This is a genomic window from Streptomyces sp. AM25, assembly GCF_058146165.1.
The window spans coordinates 344,649-361,978 of record NZ_JBKIWN010000006.1 but is presented as its reverse complement, the minus strand read 5'-3'; the positions used below and the strand labels follow the sequence as shown (position 1 = coordinate 361,978).

20 protein-coding genes are annotated in these 17,330 nt (G+C 72.1%); 10 read left to right on the top strand and 10 right to left on the bottom strand.

The window, feature by feature from the left end; genetic code table 11:
- Window positions 1-78: 78 nt before the first annotated feature.
- From ACLHRZ_RS10550 to ACLHRZ_RS10530, 5 genes are all read right to left on the bottom strand, one after another.
- Window positions 79-1,440 carry an 8-oxoguanine deaminase gene (locus ACLHRZ_RS10550; RefSeq protein WP_490418049.1) on the bottom strand — a complete coding sequence of 454 codons (1,362 nt, stop codon included), beginning with the start codon at window positions 1,438-1,440 and terminating at the stop codon, window positions 79-81.
- Between the two features lie 100 nt (window positions 1,441-1,540).
- Window positions 1,541-2,434, bottom strand: coding sequence for a factor-independent urate hydroxylase (pucL, locus tag ACLHRZ_RS10545; RefSeq protein ID WP_490418048.1), 894 nt, complete (start codon window positions 2,432-2,434; stop codon window positions 1,541-1,543).
- 2 nt (window positions 2,435-2,436) lie between these two features.
- A complete protein-coding gene (gene uraD / locus ACLHRZ_RS10540) occupies window positions 2,437-3,258 on the bottom strand; it encodes a 2-oxo-4-hydroxy-4-carboxy-5-ureidoimidazoline decarboxylase (protein WP_490418047.1) in 822 nt (273 codons plus the stop codon).
- Window positions 3,259-3,342: 84 nt separating this feature from the next.
- Window positions 3,343-3,696: a helix-turn-helix domain-containing protein gene (locus ACLHRZ_RS10535; RefSeq protein WP_490418046.1), complete on the bottom strand. Its 354-nt coding sequence runs from the start codon at window positions 3,694-3,696 to the stop codon at window positions 3,343-3,345.
- Window positions 3,693-3,953: a YkoF family thiamine-binding protein gene (locus ACLHRZ_RS10530; RefSeq protein ID WP_490418045.1), complete on the bottom strand. Its 261-nt coding sequence runs from the start codon at window positions 3,951-3,953 to the stop codon at window positions 3,693-3,695. Before ACLHRZ_RS10530 ends, ACLHRZ_RS10535 begins: the two co-directional genes overlap by 4 nt.
- 107 nt (window positions 3,954-4,060) lie before the next feature.
- Here ACLHRZ_RS10530 and ACLHRZ_RS10525 point away from each other — a divergent pair, with 107 nt between their 5' ends.
- From ACLHRZ_RS10525 to ACLHRZ_RS10510, 4 genes are all read left to right on the top strand, one after another.
- Window positions 4,061-4,858: a TIM barrel protein gene (locus ACLHRZ_RS10525; protein WP_490418044.1), complete on the top strand. Its 798-nt coding sequence runs from the start codon at window positions 4,061-4,063 to the stop codon at window positions 4,856-4,858.
- A gap of 47 nt (window positions 4,859-4,905) precedes the next feature.
- A complete protein-coding gene (locus ACLHRZ_RS10520) occupies window positions 4,906-5,811 on the top strand; it encodes a 2-hydroxy-3-oxopropionate reductase (RefSeq protein WP_490418043.1) in 906 nt (301 codons plus the stop codon).
- Window positions 5,812-5,822: 11 nt separating this feature from the next.
- Window positions 5,823-7,544 (top strand): glyoxylate carboligase, encoded by a 1,722-nt coding sequence (gcl, locus tag ACLHRZ_RS10515; protein ID WP_490418065.1) that lies wholly within the window; start codon window positions 5,823-5,825, stop codon window positions 7,542-7,544.
- Window positions 7,545-7,667: 123 nt separating this feature from the next.
- Window positions 7,668-8,369, top strand: a complete 702-nt coding sequence (locus ACLHRZ_RS10510) for a hypothetical protein (protein WP_490418042.1) — start codon at window positions 7,668-7,670, stop codon at window positions 8,367-8,369.
- 124 nt (window positions 8,370-8,493) lie between these two features.
- Here the strand turns inward: ACLHRZ_RS10510 and ACLHRZ_RS10505 are convergent, their stop codons facing one another.
- The gene (locus ACLHRZ_RS10505; protein WP_490418041.1) at window positions 8,494-10,107 is read right to left on the bottom strand and encodes an AMP-binding protein; all 1,614 of its coding nucleotides are present in this window, start codon (window positions 10,105-10,107) and stop codon (window positions 8,494-8,496) included.
- Complete coding sequence (locus tag ACLHRZ_RS10500; RefSeq protein ID WP_490418040.1) at window positions 10,104-11,804, bottom strand: AMP-binding protein; 1,701 nt, start codon at window positions 11,802-11,804, stop codon at window positions 10,104-10,106. Before ACLHRZ_RS10500 ends, ACLHRZ_RS10505 begins: the two co-directional genes overlap by 4 nt.
- Window positions 11,805-12,094: 290 nt before the next feature.
- Between ACLHRZ_RS10500 and ACLHRZ_RS10495 the strand changes: the two genes are divergently transcribed.
- The 5 genes from ACLHRZ_RS10495 (at window position 12,095) to ACLHRZ_RS10475 (ending at window position 15,657) form a co-directional block, all read left to right on the top strand.
- A complete protein-coding gene (locus tag ACLHRZ_RS10495) occupies window positions 12,095-12,502 on the top strand; it encodes an SAV_915 family protein (protein WP_490418039.1) in 408 nt (135 codons plus the stop codon).
- A 98-nt stretch (window positions 12,503-12,600) separates the two neighbouring features.
- Window positions 12,601-13,920, top strand: coding sequence for a diaminopimelate decarboxylase (gene lysA / locus ACLHRZ_RS10490; RefSeq protein WP_490418064.1), 1,320 nt, complete (start codon window positions 12,601-12,603; stop codon window positions 13,918-13,920).
- 76 nt (window positions 13,921-13,996) lie between these two features.
- Window positions 13,997-14,821 carry a helix-turn-helix domain-containing protein gene (locus tag ACLHRZ_RS10485; RefSeq protein WP_490418038.1) on the top strand — a complete coding sequence of 275 codons (825 nt, stop codon included), beginning with the start codon at window positions 13,997-13,999 and terminating at the stop codon, window positions 14,819-14,821.
- On the top strand, window positions 14,818-15,042 hold the full coding sequence (locus ACLHRZ_RS10480) for a DUF397 domain-containing protein (RefSeq protein ID WP_490418037.1): 225 nt from the start codon (window positions 14,818-14,820) through the stop codon (window positions 15,040-15,042). The genes ACLHRZ_RS10485 and ACLHRZ_RS10480 overlap by 4 nt, the downstream gene beginning before the upstream one ends.
- 9 nt (window positions 15,043-15,051) lie before the next feature.
- The gene (locus tag ACLHRZ_RS10475) at window positions 15,052-15,657 is read left to right on the top strand and encodes a GPP34 family phosphoprotein (RefSeq protein WP_490418036.1); all 606 of its coding nucleotides are present in this window, start codon (window positions 15,052-15,054) and stop codon (window positions 15,655-15,657) included.
- A 7-nt stretch (window positions 15,658-15,664) separates the two neighbouring features.
- Here ACLHRZ_RS10475 and ACLHRZ_RS10470 read toward each other — a convergent pair whose 3' ends face one another.
- The 3 genes from ACLHRZ_RS10470 to ACLHRZ_RS10460 form a co-directional block, all read right to left on the bottom strand.
- Window positions 15,665-16,057, bottom strand: a complete 393-nt coding sequence (locus ACLHRZ_RS10470) for a hypothetical protein (protein ID WP_490418035.1) — start codon at window positions 16,055-16,057, stop codon at window positions 15,665-15,667.
- Between the two features lie 237 nt (window positions 16,058-16,294).
- Entirely contained in the window at window positions 16,295-16,441 is a 147-nt protein-coding gene (locus tag ACLHRZ_RS10465; protein WP_490418034.1) for a hypothetical protein, read from the bottom strand.
- Window positions 16,438-16,635 carry a hypothetical protein gene (locus ACLHRZ_RS10460; RefSeq protein ID WP_490418033.1) on the bottom strand — a complete coding sequence of 66 codons (198 nt, stop codon included), beginning with the start codon at window positions 16,633-16,635 and terminating at the stop codon, window positions 16,438-16,440. Before ACLHRZ_RS10460 ends, ACLHRZ_RS10465 begins: the two co-directional genes overlap by 4 nt.
- Window positions 16,636-16,706: 71 nt before the next feature.
- On the opposite strand from ACLHRZ_RS10460, the gene ACLHRZ_RS10455 reads away from it, so the two are divergent.
- Window positions 16,707-17,330: a TetR/AcrR family transcriptional regulator gene (locus ACLHRZ_RS10455; protein WP_490418032.1), complete on the top strand. Its 624-nt coding sequence runs from the start codon at window positions 16,707-16,709 to the stop codon at window positions 17,328-17,330.

The following is a 17,330-nucleotide window of genomic DNA, read 5'->3' as shown; positions in this document are numbered from 1 at the left end:
TGGGGGCACCCCCAGCGGTAGCTGGGGGAGGTAGCTGGGGGAGCGTCGCGGGGCCTGTGCTGACCCATCGGACACCCCCTAGCCTGCGGCGATCCGCGCGAGGCGGCGGGCCTGGTCGCGGGCCTCGCGGGCGATGACCTCCTCGTCGGCGGTGACCAGCCGCCCGTTCTCCACGACCGGGCGCCCGTCGACGAGGGAGAGGGTGACGGGCGCGGGGGCTCCCAGCACCAGCGCGGCGACGGGGTCGGCGATGGTGGAGTGGCCCAGCCCGTCCAGCTTCCACAGCACCAGGTCCGCGAGCTTGCCCGCCTCCAGCGACCCGGTCTCCGCCGCCCTACCCAGCACCCGGGCACCGCCGTACGTGCCCATCCGCAGCGCCTGACGTACCGTCAATGCCCCGGAGCCGCCCGCGAGTCGGTTGACGAGCAGGGTGTTGCGCAGCTCGGTGTGCAGTTCCCCCGACTCGTTGGAGGCCGTGCCGTCGACGCCGAGCCCGACCGGGACGCCGGCGGCGAGCAGGGCGGGGACGGGCGCGGTCCCGGCCGCGAGGCGGGCGTTGGAGGACGGGCAGTGCGCCACGCCGGTGCCGGTGCGGGCGAAGGCCGCGATGTCGGCGGCGTTCATGTGGACGCAGTGCGCCATCCACACGTCCTCCCCGAGCCAGCCGGTCGATTCCAGGTACTCGGTCGGTCCCATGCCGAACAGTTCCTTGCAGAACTGCTCCTCCTCCACCGACTCCGAACCGTGGGTGTGCAGCCGTACGCCCTTGCGGCGGGCGAGGGCGGCCGCCTCCCGCAGCAGTTCGGTCGAGACGGAGAACGGCGAGCAGGGGGCGACGCCGATGCGCAGCATGGAGTCGGGGGACGGGTCGTGGTGGGCGTCGATCGCCTCCTCGGTGGCGGCCAGCGCCTCCTCGGTGGTCTCGACGGCGAAGTCCGGGGGCAGCCCGCCCTGCGACTGCCCCCGGTCCATCGAGCCGCGGGCGGGGCTGAAGCGCACGCCCAGTTCGCGGGCCGCGCGGATCTCGGCGCCCAGCAGGTCGCCGGCTCCGCGGGGGAAGACGTAGTGGTGGTCCACGGCCAGGGTGACGCCGCCGCGGACCATCATGGCCAGGGAGCCGCGGGCCGCCGCGTAGAGCATCTCCTCGTCGATGCGCGCCCAGACGGGATAGAGGGCGACCAGCCAGTCGAAGAGGATGGCGTCCTGGGCGAGGCCGCGCGTGAGCCACTGGTAGAAGTGGTGATGGGTGTTGACCAGGCCGGGCGTGACCAGGTGCCCGGTGCCGTCGACGCGCCGGACGGGGCCGGCCGGCTGCCCGGGCGCGGGTCCGGGACCCACGGATTCGATCCGGTTGCCGGCGACGACGACGTGGCCCGAGGCGTACTCGGTGTCGTGGGCGTCCACGGTCGCGACAGCGCAGTTCTCGATGACGATGCGCACGGTGAGTCCTTTCGGCAAGCCCCGTGAGGGGCGCGGGGCTGCTTCGATATGCGGCTCCGCCGCGTGGGCGCGAGCAACCGACGACGGCCCGCAGCCGCAGTCACAGAACAGTGAGCTCGGCCCCGGCACCGTCCCGCAACACGGTCGCCTCGATCAGCCCGTAGGGGCGATCGGCGGCGAAGTACACCTCGTTCTCGTTCTTGAGCCCGAACGGCTCCAAGTCCACCAGGAAGTGGTGCTTGTTCGGAAGGGAGAGCCGGATCTCGTCGATCTCGGGGCGCTGGTCGACGACGAGCGCCCCCATCGCGTACAGCGTCTGCTGGAGCGAGAACGAATACGTCTCGGCGAAGGCCTGCAGCAAGTGGTCGCGCGTCCGCGCGTAGGAACCGTCCCAGTCGGCGGCGGCGAGCCCCGCCTCGTCCGTCGCGCCGTGCCGCCAGCGGGCGTTGACCTCGGTGGCGAGGATCCGGTCGCGGGTCTCCTGGAGCGTGGTGTAGCGGTCCTTCACGTAGCCGTGGAACTCCGAGTCGGTGGAGTTGAGGACGGTGAGGCCCGTGAGCCCGGAGACGATCTGCCACCGCTCGCCGTCGTAACCGATCTGCGCGGTGCGGGTCTCGCGGTTCGCCCGCACGAAGGAGTGCCGCGCCTCGCGGGCGCCGGAGGGCGGGATCCGCTCCCACGCGTACTCCTCGATGTGGATCCGCGCGGTGGTGATCGCCTCCTGGCTCGTGACGAAGTGCCGGGCGAGGCGCATGCCGAACTGCTCGGCGGAGGCGATGCCGTGTGCCTTGGCGAAGGCGAAGACGGTGTTCTTGATGGCGTCGGTGGTCAGGACGTCGGCGTTGGAGCCGGTGAGGTGGGTCGTGACCAGGTCGCCGGAGAGCGCGACCGAGACGTTGAGGTCTCGGATGTGGTGGACGGCCCCCTCGCGGGTGATCCGCACGACGCGGGTCTCCGCCTTGCCGTACTGGTTCTGGCCGAGCATCGCAGGCATGGCTAGCTCCCTCGGTAGACGGAAAAGCCGAACGGGCTGAGCAGCAGCGGTACGTGGTAGTGCTCGCCGGGGGCGACGGCGAAGGCGACGGCCACCTCGGGGAAGAAGCCTGCGCCGCAGGGTTCGGTCGCGAAGACCAGGCGTGCGTGGGCCGCGTCCGCCGGGAGGGCGGGGAGGTCCTTGCAGCGCCCGTCGGGGTCGGTCGCCGACGTGCCGAGGGGCTGCCAGGCGGTGTCGCCGCCGTCCCGTACCGAGAGGGCGACCGCGACGCCCGCGGCCGGGCGGCCGATCGCGGTGTCGAGGATGTGCGTGGAGACGGTCGCTCCTTCCGTGCCGGCCAGCCGGGCGAGCCGCAAGCGGTTGATCTTCGCGAGCTCCTCCCGCACGATCTCGCGTTCGCGTTCCGGGGGGTTGTCGGTTCTGTTACGGACGGCGTCCCGCATCTCCTCCGCGCTGCGGCCGGTGGCGCAGATCAGGAAGACGTGCCCGAACTTCTCCTGGTAGGCGAGGTTCAGCGCGAGCATCTCGGCGCGGAGTCCGGCCGGAGCGCCTGCCATGCCGCGCTGTTCGCGGGAGGAGCGGGGGTCGCCGGGCTTCGGCCGGCCGATGGGCGGGTGCCCGGCGAGCGCCTCGGCGAGGCCGGCGGCGCCGAGGCGTGCCACGGCGGTGTCGCTCGCCGCGAACAGGGCCTCGGTGTCGGGATAGGGACGTCCCTCAAGAACGTCCTTGCCCCATGCGTCACTTGCGCAGACGGTGCGCAGTGCGGCGAGGGCGGTGGTGGTGTCGGCCGCGTTGAAGCGGCCGATCCCGGAACTCGGTGTCACGGTGACCTCCGTTCGCTGGGCACAGCTAACGCCTGCGAAAGAGGACCGTCAACAGTTTGTTGAAATACCTGGGACGGGCTTTGCCTACTCCCTGTTCAGGTAGTTGTAGACGGTGAAGCGGCTCACGCCCAGCGCAGCGGCCACCGTTTCGACCCCGTGCCGCAGGGTGAAGACGCCGCGCGCCTCCAGGTTGCGGACGACGGACTGCTTCTCCTTGCGGCCGAGTTGGGCCAGGGGCACACCGTGGCGGCGCTCCAGGTCGGACAGGATGCGGTCCAGCGAGTCCGCGAGGTGCGGGAGGCGCACGGCGACGACCGGGCTGCCCTCCCACGAGAGCACCACGTCGTCGGCGCCGGCCGCCTCCGGCTCCAGCAGCTGTCCGCCGAGGGCGTCCACGAGCGGTCTGACGGCGGCGCGGAAGGGGTGTTCGTCGCTCACGATTCCTGTCCCCCTGTGTCGCCTAGGACGTTGACCTGCAACGACACCCGGGTGGCCCCGGAGGCGAGCGAGCTGCGCAGCACCTCGCCGAGGGCGGCGAGCACGGCGTCGGCCCCACCCTCGACCGTGTTGCCGAACGGGCCGACGTCCACCGCGTCGAGCCCGGCACCCTGCACCGCCTCGCGGGCGGCCACCGCATGGGGCGGGGGCTCCTCGAGGTCGAAGGGCTCGGTCGTGAACTCCGCTCGCAATCGCACGCCGTCAACCTACTGCGTACCAGGGTGCCTTGACAGCGCCGGGAAGCACGAGCACTCTTCCACTTCACAGAAAATTTCTTCCGCTATACGGAAGGATGGCAAAGCTCATGGACCGCTTCGACGTGAATCTGTCGATCCTCTTCACCGAACTCCCGCTGCTCGAACGGCCGGCGGCCGCCGCAGCCGCCGGATTCGACGCGGTGGAGCTGTGGTGGCCCTGGCCGGAGGAACCGGTGCCGCAGCCGTCGGAACTCGCGGCGCTGCGCGATGCGTTGAAGCGCGCCGGAACGCAGCTCGTGGGCCTGAACTTCTACGCGGGCCGGCTGCCCGGCCCGGACCGGGGCGCACTGTCGCTCCCGGGTGCGGAGTCGGAGCGGTTCCGTGCGAACGTGGAAGTGGCCGCGGCCTTCGCGGAATCGACGGGGTGCCGGGCACTCAACGCGCTGTACGGGAACCGCGTCGCATCCGCCACCGGACAGGACGAACTCGCGCTGGAGAACCTCGCGTTCGCGGCCCGCGCCGCCGACCGGGCCGGGGCCGTACTGCTGGTCGAGGCGCTCAACGCGGCCGAGTCACCGCAGTATCCGATCGTCACCGCGGACCGGGCGGCGGAGGTGGCCGCGGCGGTGAACGCCGAGACGGGGCTCGGCAACACGAAGGTCCTGCTGGACCTCTACCACGTGGCGATGGGCGGGGCGGACCTGGAGACCGTCGTCGACCGCCATGCGGCAAGCGCGGGACACGTACAGATCGCGGACGTACCGGGGAGGGGCGCACCCGGCACGGGGGCGCTCCCGCTGGGGAAGTCGGTGCAGCGGGTGCGGGACGCCGGATACGGGGGCTGGATCGGGCTGGAGTACAAGCCGGACGGGCCGAGCGCGGACGCGTTCGGCTGGCTGCGCTGAGGAGCACCTGCACACCCGCACACCGACGACGGAAGGGAAGGAACGCCATGCGCATCGCCTGGATAGGACTCGGCATCATGGGCTCCCCCATGGCCGAGAACCTCCTCAAGGCCGGTCACCCGGTCACGGGCTACACCCTCGAACAGCACAAGCTCGACCGCCTCGCCGCCGCGGGCGGCACCCCGGCCGGCTCCGTCGCCGACGCGGTCCGCGGCGCGGACGTCGTCGTGACCATGCTCCCCGCCGACCCGGACGTCGCGGCCGTCGCCGAGGAGGTACTGGCCCACGCCGCCCCCGGCACCCTCTTCATCGACATGTCCACCGTCTCCCCCGCCACCGCCGCCCGCCTCGCAACCGCCAGCGCCGCCAGGGGTGTCCGCTTCCTCGACGCCCCCGTCTCCGGAGGGGAGGCCGGAGCCGTCGAGGGCTCGCTCTCCGTCATGGCCGGCGGCCCGGCGGACGACTTCCGCGCCGCCGAGCCGCTGTTCGCGGCGCTCGGCACCACCGTCGTCCACTGCGGCAGCACCCCCGGTTCCGGCCAGACCGTCAAGGCCGCCAACCAGCTGATCGTCGCCGTCAACCTCCAGGCCTGCGCCGAGGCCGTCGTCTTCCTCCGGAAGTCCGGCGTGGACCTCGACGCCGCCCTCGACGTCCTCGCGGGCGGCCTCGCCGGCTCGACGGTCCTCGCGCGCAAGCGGCGCAACTTCGTCGACCGCACGTACGCCCCGGGGTTCCGGATCGACCTGCACCACAAGGACATGGGCATCGTCACCGCCGCCGCCCGCGAGGCCGGGGCCGCGCTCCCCGTCGGCGGCGTGGTCGCGGGGCTGGTCGCCGCGCTCCGCGCGCAGGGGGACGGCGCCCTGGACCACTCCGCCCTGCTGCGCGGGGTGGAACGGCTCTCCGGCATCCCGGCCGGCTCGCCCGGCTCATCCGGCTCACCCGAGGAGTGACCGTGCCCACCATGCCCGCCATGCACGCCGCCGTGCACATCCTCAAGGACGAGGGCGTCGGCATCGCCTTCGGCTGCCCCGGCGCCGCCGTCCTCCCCCTCTACCAGGCGATGCACCGACTCGGCGGCATCGACCACCTCATCGTCCGCCACGAGGAGGGCGCCGCGCACATGGCCGACGGCTGGGCCCGGACCACCGGCCGGCCCGGCGTCGCCATCGCCACCTCCGGCCCCGGCGGCACCAACCTCGTCACCGGCCTCTACACCGCCTTCGCCGACTCGATCCCGATGGTGTGCATCACCGGCCAGGCCGTCTCCACCAAACTGCACCAAGAGGCCTTCCAGGCCGTCGACATCGTCGGCGTCGCGCAACCCGTCACCAAGTGGGCCGTGCAGGTCAAGGAGGCGGCGCAGGTCCCCTGGATCCTCCGCGAGGCGTTCCGGACCGCCCGCTCCGGGCGGCCGGGGCCGGTGCTCGTCGACATCCCGGTCGACATCGCCCGGCGCGAGATCGTGTACGACCCCGCCCTCGACACCCGGCTGCCCGTCGCGCCCGTCGTGCCCCATCCGCCGCGCGTCGAGGCCGCGTTGGACCTGCTGCTCGCCGCCGAGCGGCCGCTGGTCCTGGCGGGCGGCGGGGTGATCCTGGCCGACGCGGCGGCGGAGCTGCGGGCACTGGTCGAGCACCTCCGGGTGCCCTTCCAGGTGACCCTGATGGGCAAGGGCGTCATCGAGGACGACCACGAGCTGCACCTGGGCACCACCGGCATCCAGACCTCGCAGCGCTACGCCAACGCCTCGTTCCTGGAGGCCGACTTCGTCCTCGCCGTGGGCGCCCGCTTCGGCGACCGGCACACCGGGGCGGACACCGCCGTCTACCGCGGCGACCGCACGTTCGTCCACGTCGACGTCGAACCCACCCAGCTCGGCCGGGTCATCGCACCGGACCTCGGCATCGTCTCCGACGCCCGGCTCTTCCTCGCCGCCCTGCTCGACGCGGCCCGGGCCCGCGGCGCCCGGCCCCGTACCGCCGCCTGGACGGCGCGCTGCCGCGAGCTCAAGCGCACCCTCACCCGTCGCGAGGACTTCGACGACGTGCCCGTCAAGGCGCCCCGCGTCTACAAGGAGATCAACGAGGTCTTCGGCGAGGACACCTACTTCGTCACCGCCATCGGCCTCTACCAGATCTGGGGCGGCCAGCACCAGAAGGCCCATCTGCCCCGCCGCTACCAGGTGTGCGGCCAGGCCGGGCCGCTCGGCTGGGAGCTCCCCGCCGCCATCGGCGTCAAGAAGGCGCTGGAGGGCATGGGCCGCGGCGGCACCGAAGTGGTCGGCATCGTCGGCGACTACGGCTTCCAGTACACGGTGGAGGAGCTGGCCGTGGCGGCGCAGTACGACGTGCCGCTCGTCCTGATCATGCTCAACAACACGTATCTGGGCCTGATCCGCCAGGCCTCCGTCGGCTACGGGATGAACTACCAGGTCGACATCCACTACGACGGGACGGGCACGGACAGCGTCAAGATCATGGAGGCCTACGGCTGTTCCGGCCGTCGCGTCACCGACCCGGCCGGCATCCGCCCGGCGATCGAGTGGGCCCGCAAGGAGGCCGTGGCGACGTCCCGGCCGGTACTCGTCGAGATCATGATCGAACGGGAGGCCGACACCCCGCACGGCCAGGAGATCCACTCCGTCAGGGAGTTCGAACCCACCCCCGAACCGGTGAACCTTTGACCAAGGCATGAACGCTCCGCCAGCAGGGGCGCGGACCCGCTTGCCGATTCGCTCCCCCTGCCGCTCCGCATCGTGGACGATGGGGTCCCATACCCCGCTCTCCATACCCCGCTGGAGCCGAAGATGGCCAAGAGCGTGCCGGTGCACTGCCCCACGTGCCACCGGGAGCACTCCTTCACCCCGCCCACCTTCCCCTGCGCCTGCGGCGCTCCGCTCACCCTGCCGGTCCTGCCGGACGCGGCACCCGAGTTACTCGGGCACCGCACCTGGCGGGACTCCTGGGTCTCGGTGCGCTGCACCACCTGCGACCGCGAGGGCCAGTGGCCGCGGCCGGAGTTCGGCTGCTCGTGCGGCGCCGTGATGCGGCTGCCGGTGCCGGACGACGAGGCCGCCGCACCGGACGAACCGCCGGCGCACGGGCCGCGGACCGGGACGCGCCCCGCCTTCCGGCCCGTCGCCATCCGTACCGAACGCGATGCCGTCATGGCGGCCGAACGCTACCTGCGCTGGCTCGGCTTCACCGACGTGCGCCGCCCCGGCAGCTGCCCGGCCCCCGCCGTGGCGGGAGTGGATCTGCGCGCCACCGGCCTCGTCGCCCGGGTCGACCCGACGACCCTCCCCACCACGCTGCGCGACGTCGAATGCCTGTGGCTGCACGGCCTCCTGGACTCCGCGGCCTCCGTCTGCTTCTCCCTGGCCGGGTATGCGCCGGACGCCCGCTGCCGCGCCGACGACCTGTGTCTGCCGCTCTTCGTCCTGGACCTCGCCGGGACGCCGCAGCCGCTGAACGACTGGGCGGACGAGCTGGTGAAGGCCGCCCCGTAGGGGCGGCGCCCCTCCAGGGGCGCGGGGAACTGTGCGAGCAACACCCACCGGCCCGCGGCCGAAGAAGCCGCGGGATCGTCGGCTGCGGGCGCGTCGTGGCTCGTCGCGCAGTTCCCCGCGCCCCTTACGGGGCGCCCACGGCGCGCAGTTCCACCTTGCGCACCTTGCCGCTCACCGTCATCGGGAACGTCTCCAGGATCCGCACGTACCGCGGCACCTTGTAGTGCGCCAGCCTCCCCCGGCAGAAGCGCGCGAGCTCCTCGCGGCTGAGGGTGTCCGCCGGGTTCCGCAGGATCACGCAGGCCATGATCTCCTCGCCGTACTTCTCGTCCGGCACCCCGACGACCTGCACGTCGGCGATCTTCGGGTGGGTGTGCAGGAACTCCTCGATCTCCCGCGGGTAGACGTTCTCCCCGCCCCTGATGATCATGTCCTTGATGCGGCCGACGATCCGGACGTAGCCGTCCTCGTCCATCACCGCCAGGTCGCCGGTGTGCATCCAGCGCTCGCCGTCGATCGCCTCGGCCGTCCGCTCCGGGTCGTTCCAGTAGCCGAGCATCACCGAGTACCCCCGGGTGCACAGCTCCCCCGGCTCCCCGCGCGGCACGGCCTCGCCCGTCGCGGCGTCGGCGACCTTCACCTCGACGTGCGGCAGCACCCGCCCCACCGTCCCGGTGCGCCGCTCCAGGTCGTCGCCCCGGCCCGTCTGCGTCGAGACCGGCGAGGTCTCCGTCATGCCATAGCAGATGGCGACTTCGGCCATGTGCATCTCCGCCACCACCCGCTTCATCACCTCCGCCGGGCAGGGCGATCCGGCCATGATCCCGGTGCGCAGCGACGACAGGTCGTACGTGGCGAAGTCCGGCAGGGCGAGCTCGGCGATGAACATCGTCGGGACGCCGTACAGCGACGTGCAGTGCTCGCGCTCGACGGCGTGCAGAGCGGCAGTGGCGTCGAAGGACGGGGCCGTCACGACGATGCAGGCGCCGTGCGAGGTGGCCGCGAGGTTGCCCATGACCATGCCGAAGCAGTGGTAGAAGGGCACGGGCAGCGCGATGCGGTCCTCCGCGGTGTAGCCGAGGGCCTCGCCCACGAAATAGCCGTTGTTGAGGATGTTGCGGTGGGAGAGCGTGGCCCCCTTGGCGAAGCCCGTGGTGCCCGAGGTGTACTGGATGTTGACCGGGTCCTCGCAGTGCAGGCCCGCCTCGCGCGCGGCCAGCCGGGCCGGGTCGGTGCTCCGGCCGAGCTCGACGAGCCCGGTCCAGGTCGGGTCGTCGATGTAGACGACGTCGCGCAGGGCCGGGCAGCCGGCGCGCACCTGCTCGACCATGCGCCGGTAGTCGCTGGTGCGGTGCTCGACGGAGGCGACGAGCAGCGAGATGCCCGCCTGCCGCAGCACGTAGTCCAGTTCGTGCACCCGGTAGGCGGGGTTGACGTTGACCATGACGGCGCCGATGCGGGCGGTGGCGTACTGGACCAGCACCCACTCCGGGCAGTTGACGGCCCAGATGCCGACCCGGTCGCCCTTGGCCACCCCCTTGGCGAGCAGCCCGAGCGCGACCTCCTCGACCGCCCGCCCGAACTCCGCGTACGTCCAGCGGCGTCCGCCCGGGACGTCGACGAGCGCCTCGCGGTCCCCGTGGGCCGCGACCGTGCGGGCCAGGTTGGCGCCGATCGTCTCCTCCAGCAGCGGGGTGTCCGTGGGCCCCGCCGCGTAGGAGGGCGTGGGAGCGCTCACCGGTGGTCCTCCTCGCGGTACTCGGCCGTTCCGTCGCCCTGCGCGGTGCGTTCGCGCAGCTCGATGCGGCGGATCTTGCCGGAGACGGTCTTGGGCAGGTCCGCGAACTCCAGGCGGCGGACGCGCTTGTAGGGGGCGAGCACGGCCCGCGAGTGGGCGAAGAGGGCCGCGGCCGTCTCCGGGCCGGGCTCCCACCCCTCGGCGAGGACGACGTAGGCCTTGGGCACGGACAGCCGCAGGGGATCGGGCGCGGGGACGACCGCGGCCTCGGCCACGGCCTCGTGTTCGAGGAGGGCGCTTTCGAGCTCGAAGGGCGAGATCTTGTAGTCGCTGGACTTGAACACGTCGTCGGCGCGCCCGACATAGCGGATGTACCCGTCCGCATCCCGCGCCCCGATGTCCCCGGTGCGGTAGTAACCGCCCTCCATCGCCTCGGCCGTGCGCTCCGGGTCGCCCGCGTACCCGGTCATCACACCGACCGGCAGGGCCGAGAGGTCGACGGCGATCTCGCCCTCGTCGCCGGGCTCCCCGGTGTGCGGGTCCAGCAGGACGACGCTGAAGCCGGGGGTGGGCCGGCCCATGGAGCCCGTCTTGAGCAGCTGGCCGGGCGGGTTGGCGACCTGGACCGTGGTCTCGGTCTGGCCGAAGCCGTCGCGGATGGTCACTCCCCACGAGCGCCGTACCGCCTCGATCACCTCGGGGTTGAGCGGTTCGCCCGCGGAGACGGCCTCGCGGGGCGGGGCGCCCAGCGCGCCGAGGTCGGCCTGGATGAGCATGCGCCACACGGTGGGCGGGGCGCAGAAGGTGGTGACGCCGCAGCGGTCCATCTCGGCCATGAGACGCGCGGCGTCGAAGCGGGTGTAGTTGTGCACGAAGACGGTGGCTTCGGCGTTCCAGGGGGCGAAGAGGTTGGACCAGGCGTGCTTGGCCCAGCCGGGCGAGGAGATGTTGAGGTGGACGTCGCCGGGCCGCAGACCGATCCAGTACATGGTGGTCAAGTGACCCACGGGGTACGAGACATGGGTGTGCTCGACGAGCTTGGGGCGGGCGGTGGTGCCGGAGGTGAAATAGAGGAGCAGCGGGTCGCCGGCCCGGGTGGGCCCGTCGGGGGTGAAACCGGCGGGGGCGGCGGCCGAGTCCTCGTAGGCGAGCCACTGCCCGCCGGGCGGGGCGGCCCCGACTGCGATGCGCGTGTAATCACCCGGCACGTCCGCGAACTTGGCGGTGTCCTCGGCCCGGACGACCACGTGCCGCGCGCCGCCGCGCGCGATGCGGTCGGCGAGGTCGACGGGGCCCAGCAGCGGGGTGGCCGGGATGACGACGGCACGCAGCTTCATGGCGGCCAGGGCCGTCTCCCACAGCTCGGCCTGGTTGCCGAGCATGACGAGGATGCGGTCGCCGGCCCGTACCCCCTGGCCGCGCAGCCAGTTGGCCACCCGGTCCGAGCGGCGGCGCAGGGCGTCGAAGGAGTGGCGCTCCTCGCTGCCGTCCTCCTCGACGATCCACAGCGCGGTGCGGTCGTTGTTCTCGGCGATGCAGTCGAACCAGTCGAGCGCCCAGTTGAACGCCTCGGGCCGCGGCCAGACGAACCCCTCGTACGCCGCCTTGTAGTCCTCGCGGTGGGCGAGCAGGAAATCCCGTGCGGCCCGGAATCCGCTCGCGTCGCCGGTCTCGTCGGCGGGTTTCGTTGCCGTCACTCTTCCTCCTGGTTGCTGCTGCGTTCTTGCTGTGCTGCCGCGCTGTTTCCGGTGGTGCAGGACGGGCCCCGGCCCGGCATGCGGAATGCCGTCGCCCGCCCCAGACTGGAAGGCGGTGGCAACCGTCCGCGTTCGGCACAGGCTCCGTCACAGGCCCATTCACAGGCCCACGTCAACGAGCCGTCAAGGGTGCACCGGGCAGGGTCAACAGGCTGTCAAGGAGGCGCTCGTCCGGCACAGCTCCGGGCATAGCGTGAGCGACGCAGCTCCCACACCTCCCGAGGACCGTCATGCATCTCAGCCGTACCCCTTCCGAAGCGGCCGCAGTCGCAGCCGTCATCAGCGACATCACCGGCGACGCCTCCCTCGCCGACGACGGCGAACCCTCACATCCGCAGCCCGCCCGGCGCGCCCCCGAGCCCCTGTACGTTCCCGTACGGCGCTGCCGCGGCGGCTACGCACTGCGCGTCTTCCGCACCCCCCTCGGCTCCCGCACGGCCGTCGCCTTCACCTCCGGGCGGGCCCTCCTCGACTGCCTGGGCCCCGGAGCCGACTCCGTGCGCCTCGCCCTCCCCGCGGTACGGGCCCTGGCCGAACCCCTCGGCGTGGCCCTCGTCTCCGTGGACCCGCAGCTGACGGCCCCCGCCGTGACGTCCCTCCCCGAAGGCCCCGAGCTGCTGCCGGTCACCCCCGCCTGACCTTCTCGTCCGGACCCCCGTACCGCACCACTGGCCACCGCACCACCCGAAGGAGGCCCTTCGTGTCGCTTCCCCTTGCCTCCGCCGCCGCGCCCCGGCTGCCGCACCAGTCCTCTCCCGCCACCTCTCCCGTCTGGCCCGCGTCCTTCACCGAGCCGTTCCCGGGCGGCGCCCCGGCCGTCGGAGGCGTCCCGCTCGCCGAACTCGCCGACCGCTTCGGCACCCCCGCCTACATCGTCGACGAGGGCGAGATCCGGGCCCGCGCCCGCGCCTGGAAGGCCGCCCTGCCCGGCGCCGACGTCGCCTACGCCGGCAAGGCCTTCCTCTCCCGCGCCATGATCCGCTGGATCGCCGAGGAGGGCCTCCACCTGGACGTCTGCTCGGCCGGCGAGCTCGAACTCGCCGCCCACGCAGGCTTCCCCGCCGAGCGCATCGTCCTGCACGGCAACGCCAAGAGCCCCGAGGACCTGCGCACCGCCCTGCGCCTGGGCGTGGGCCGCATCGTCATCGACAGCACCTGCGAGATCGCCCGCATCGCCTCCCTGGTGCCCGCGGGCTCACGCCAGCGCGTCCTGGTACGCGTCGTGCCGGGCGTGACGGCCGGTGCGCACGTGGCCGTACAGACCGGGATGGAGGGCCAGAAGTTCGGCCTGCCCGTCGCGGGCGGCGAGGCGGAGGAGGCGGTGGCCCGGGTCCTGGGCCAGCCGCGCCTCGAACTCGTCGGCCTGCACTGCCACCTGGGCTCCCAGATCGCCTCCGTGAACCCGTACGTCACGGCCGTCCGCCGCATGGTCTCCCTGCTGGAGCGCCTGCGCGACGTGCACGGCGTCACCTTCCCCGAACTCGACCTCGGCGGCGGCTTCGCCATCGCCTACCGCGACGGCGACCACGCCATCGACCCCCGCGCATACGCCGAACGGGTGACGGCCGAGCTCTCCCTCCGCTGCGCCCACGCCGACCTCCCGGTCCCCCGCCTCACGGTCGAGCCCGGCCGCTGGATCGCGGGCCCGGCGGGCGTCGCCCTCTACCGCGTCCTGGCCGTCAAGACCACCGGCACCCGCACCTTCGTCGCCGTCGACGGCGGCATGAGCGACAACCCCCGCCCCGCCCTCTACGGCGTCCGCTACACGGTCCGCCTCGTGGGCCGCACCTCACCGGTGCCGGCCCGCACCATGACCGTGGTCGGCCGCCACTGCGAGGCCGGCGACGTCCTCGCGGAGGACGTCCCGCTCCCCGGCGACATCCGCCCCGGCGACGTCCTCGCGGTCCCGGCGTCCGGCGCCTACCACGTCTCGATGGCCTCGGCCTACAACCTGGTGGGCCGCCCCCCGGTCGTCGCGGTCGCGGACGGCCTGGCCCGGCTCCTGGTACGCCGCGAGACCCTGGATGACCTGCGGGGGCGGGACGTGGGCGAGTGACGGACGGGCGCGACCCGTTCCCCTGCGGCGCTACTATGACTTGGCAACAAGCCTGTTCCGCAGGGGGAGTTGCGCCATGGCAAGTTGGACATTCGGGCAGCCGAAGCTGGGTTGGGAGTTCTTCGGCACCGAGCTGAAGCGGCTCCGGGAAGCGGCAGGGCTCACCCAGCAGGAGCTGGGGGCGCGCGTCTTCTGCTCGGGCTCGTACATCGGCCAGTTCGAGACGGCAATCCGGAAGCCGCAGCTGGATCTGGCACAGCGGATGGATGCGGTGCTGGAGACGGGCGGTCTCCTGGGGCGGATGTGCAAGAGGCTGATCGACAGCTCGCCGTACGCCACGTACTTCGCGGAGGCCGTGTATCTCGAAGGCATCGCGGCCACGATCCGCGAGTACGCGACGACGTTCGTGCCGGGGCTGCTGCAGACGGCCGCCTACGCACGGGCGGTCCTCCTGGCCAGTCAGCCCGTTGCACCGGACGAATGGGTTGAAAGCAGCGTCGCAGCAAGGCTCGACCGCTCCCGTATCCTCAAGCACCCAACCAGCCCCACGGTCTGGACAGTTCTCGACGAGAGCGTCATCAGGCGGCAGGTGGGCGGAGCCGCCGTGATGCACGAACAGCTGTGTCACATCGCGGATCTGGCGCGGAGGCGCCGCATTGTCCTCCAGGTGCTGCCCTTTTCAGCGGGCGCGCCGGGGTGTTCCGGGATGCTCGCCCTCATGACCTTCGAGGATGCGCCTCCCGTTGCCTATCACGAGGGGCCGAAGACGGGAAACCTCGTGGACGATCCGATCGTCGTCGAGCGGTGCCAACTGGCCTACGATCTTGTCAGGGCGTCCGCCTTGTCCCCGGAGAAGTCCCTGGCCCTGGTCGAATCCGCAGCGGAGGACTACGCGAGATGAGCACCCGAGAAGCGTGGCGCAAGAGCACGTACAGCGACGGCGACGGCGGAAGCTGCATCGAGATACGCACCGACCTCCCGCACACCGTCCCCATACGCGACAGCAAAACGGCCCCGGCAGGCCCCGCGCTAGCGGTCCCGGCCGGGGCCTGGTCGTTGTTCGTCGCGGCCGTGAAGGCGGACGCGTGGGCACGGAGTGCGGGCGCCGTCCTCATTCCCTAGGCTCGGCCCATGACCACACCCCGGGACCTGACCATCATCGCCATGGACACGGCACCCGAGAGCCCCGTGGAACAGGGCCGGCTGTCCCTCGCGCTCGCAGGCGCCGAATTGATCGACCTCCTGGCCGCGGAGGCGGTCACGCTGGACGACGACCGAATCGTGCCCGGCCACGCCGCGGCCACGGCGGACCGCCTGCTGGACGAGGCCGCGGCGGCGCTCATCCGCGAGGCGCCGTACGAGTCCGTCGGCGACTGGCTGTGGCGCAGAGGCCGCGGACTGGCCGCGGCCTATCTGGCCGCCCTTGAGGCGGACGGGCAGCTCACGCGGCAACGGCCCCACTGGAAGCCCTTCGGCGCCGGCCGGACGACCCTGACCGACTCGCTCGACCGCCGCCTGGCGGAGGACCGTTGGGCGGCGGACGAGCCCGTCCTCACCGCCCTGGCGACGGCGGTCGGCATCCGCGAGGAGGGACCGGGAGACGCCCCGGGCCCGCCCGACGACGCGACCGCGACCGTACTGGCCGCGGTCAACGACGCCCTGCTGGAACTGGAGGCCGCCCGGCAACGGCGGGACATCGAGCAGGCGGCCTTCGACAACATCTGGCGGGGGCAGTGAGGGAGCGTCATTTGAAGGTGAAGTTCGCGAGGGCGACGAGCGCCGACAGCACGCCTGCCGCCACGCCGAATGACGCACTCATCTGCGCGCGATCCGCCATGAGCACCGTATTGCGCTGCGTCCCCTGACCTCCCGCCCCGAACAACGCCTTCATTCCCTGCCACTTGTGCTCCCGGATCCAGCACCCGCGCAACAGTCCCTGCGCATTGTTGCGGCACCTCTCCTTCCGCCCCATGGCAATGCACCGAAGCGGCGCTTGCAACAGGAAGTAGAGGATGGAGGCCACGGCCGCCAGAATGAACACACCTGGCCCGATCACACCCCCGGCCCAAGCCAGCATGCCCAGCACAAGGAGCACCACGCCCCAGCGCTGCTTCAGAACCTTTCCGAGTCCGCCCATGGCCAGGGACCGTAGGATCTGCAACGGAATCCCGGCAGGGCGCAACCGGGGAGCATCCAGCGGGAGGACAGCCGGGACGATGCGCCCTTGCGGCAGCGCCCTGTGCACCGCCGGAAAATCCGGAAACAACGCTTCCGACAGCGCAAATCCTCCATCCAGCGTGCCCGCGGCGAGGATTTGCGCTGGCGGAGTGGAGAGTTCCGCAACGCGGCGGCCTCCCCACCCCTGCCGCCATCGTCACCGTTTGCGGCCCACTCTCCGCCAGATCACGGCCGTCCCCCGCGCGAGTACGACCACGGCGGCCACCACGATCAGGCCCTTGGCGACGCGGTCCAGGATCAACTCGCGGAGAAGGGCGGCGGATTCCACGGCGAGGGCGGTCATCGTCGGCTCTCCATGCGCTTCACCACCGTACGGACCGCCGCCCGCACGGCCGGGTCCGCGCGCCGGCGCACCTCGTCGAGCCTGCCCCGCCGCTTCAGGGCCAGGGCCACGGCGAAGACCACCAGGGCCAGCGCCACCAAACCGCCCGCCACCAGGCCGAACCTGATGAGCATGAAGTCGAGGTACCTCTGCACGGAGCCTCCCGGCATCTTTTTATCACGGGCGTGACAGAAAGAATTTATCACGGGCGTGATAAAAAGACGGCATGCCCAAGCTCGTGGACCCCGACGCCCGCCGCCGCGACGTCGTCGACGCCCTCTTCCGCGTCGTCGTACGGGACGGCCTGCAACGGGCCTCCCTGCGCGCCGTCGCCGACGAGGCGCGCCTCAACATCGGCTCCGTGCGGCACTACTTCGCCAATCAGCAGGAGCTGATGGACTTCGCCATGCAGGCGATGCTCGACCGCCTCGACGAACGCCTCCACCGGCGCATCGAGCACATAGGGAACCTGGCCGACCACCCCCGCGACGAACAACTCCGCCTCGTCGCCGACTTCCTGTCCGAGCTGCTCCCCCTGGACGAGCGCCGCCGCGCCGAAGTCACCGTCTTCCTCGATTTCAACGCGGCCGCCCGCACCGACCCCGCCTTCGCGGCGCTCTCCCGCCGGACCGCCACGGGCACGCGCCGGCTGGCCCACCGCGTCCTGACCCGGCTCGACGAGGCGGGCACCCTGCGCCCCGGCCGCCATCTGGCCTTCGAGACCGAGCGCCTGGCCGCCCTCCTGGACGGTCTCGGCCTCAGCACGGTCCTGCACCCGGACGTTCTCGGTGCACAGACGTGTGCCGAGGTGCTGCGTGCGCACCTCGGCGACCTCTGCAGGTTCGGGTGA

Bases quoted from the DNA above. Each gene is read 5' to 3' on its own strand.
- ACLHRZ_RS10480 (WP_490418037.1), top strand. From the start codon at position 14,818: ATGAGCACCCGAGAAGCGTGGCGCAAGAGCACGTACAGCGACGGCGAC.
- ACLHRZ_RS10470 (WP_490418035.1), bottom strand. From the start codon at position 16,057: ATGGGCGGACTCGGAAAGGTTCTGAAGCAGCGCTGGGGCGTGGTGCTC.
- ACLHRZ_RS10525 (WP_490418044.1), top strand. From the start codon at position 4,061: ATGGACCGCTTCGACGTGAATCTGTCGATCCTCTTCACCGAACTCCCG.
- ACLHRZ_RS10475 (WP_490418036.1), top strand. From the start codon at position 15,052: ATGACCACACCCCGGGACCTGACCATCATCGCCATGGACACGGCACCC.
- ACLHRZ_RS10495 (WP_490418039.1), top strand. From the start codon at position 12,095: ATGCATCTCAGCCGTACCCCTTCCGAAGCGGCCGCAGTCGCAGCCGTC.
- ACLHRZ_RS10520 (WP_490418043.1), top strand. From the start codon at position 4,906: ATGCGCATCGCCTGGATAGGACTCGGCATCATGGGCTCCCCCATGGCC.
- ACLHRZ_RS10455 (WP_490418032.1), top strand. From the start codon at position 16,707: ATGCCCAAGCTCGTGGACCCCGACGCCCGCCGCCGCGACGTCGTCGAC.
- ACLHRZ_RS10510 (WP_490418042.1), top strand. From the start codon at position 7,668: ATGGCCAAGAGCGTGCCGGTGCACTGCCCCACGTGCCACCGGGAGCAC.
- gcl (WP_490418065.1), top strand. From the start codon at position 5,823: ATGCCCGCCATGCACGCCGCCGTGCACATCCTCAAGGACGAGGGCGTC.
- ACLHRZ_RS10465 (WP_490418034.1), bottom strand. From the start codon at position 16,441: ATGACCGCCCTCGCCGTGGAATCCGCCGCCCTTCTCCGCGAGTTGATC.
- ACLHRZ_RS10485 (WP_490418038.1), top strand. From the start codon at position 13,997: ATGGCAAGTTGGACATTCGGGCAGCCGAAGCTGGGTTGGGAGTTCTTC.
- pucL (WP_490418048.1), bottom strand. From the start codon at position 2,434: ATGCCTGCGATGCTCGGCCAGAACCAGTACGGCAAGGCGGAGACCCGC.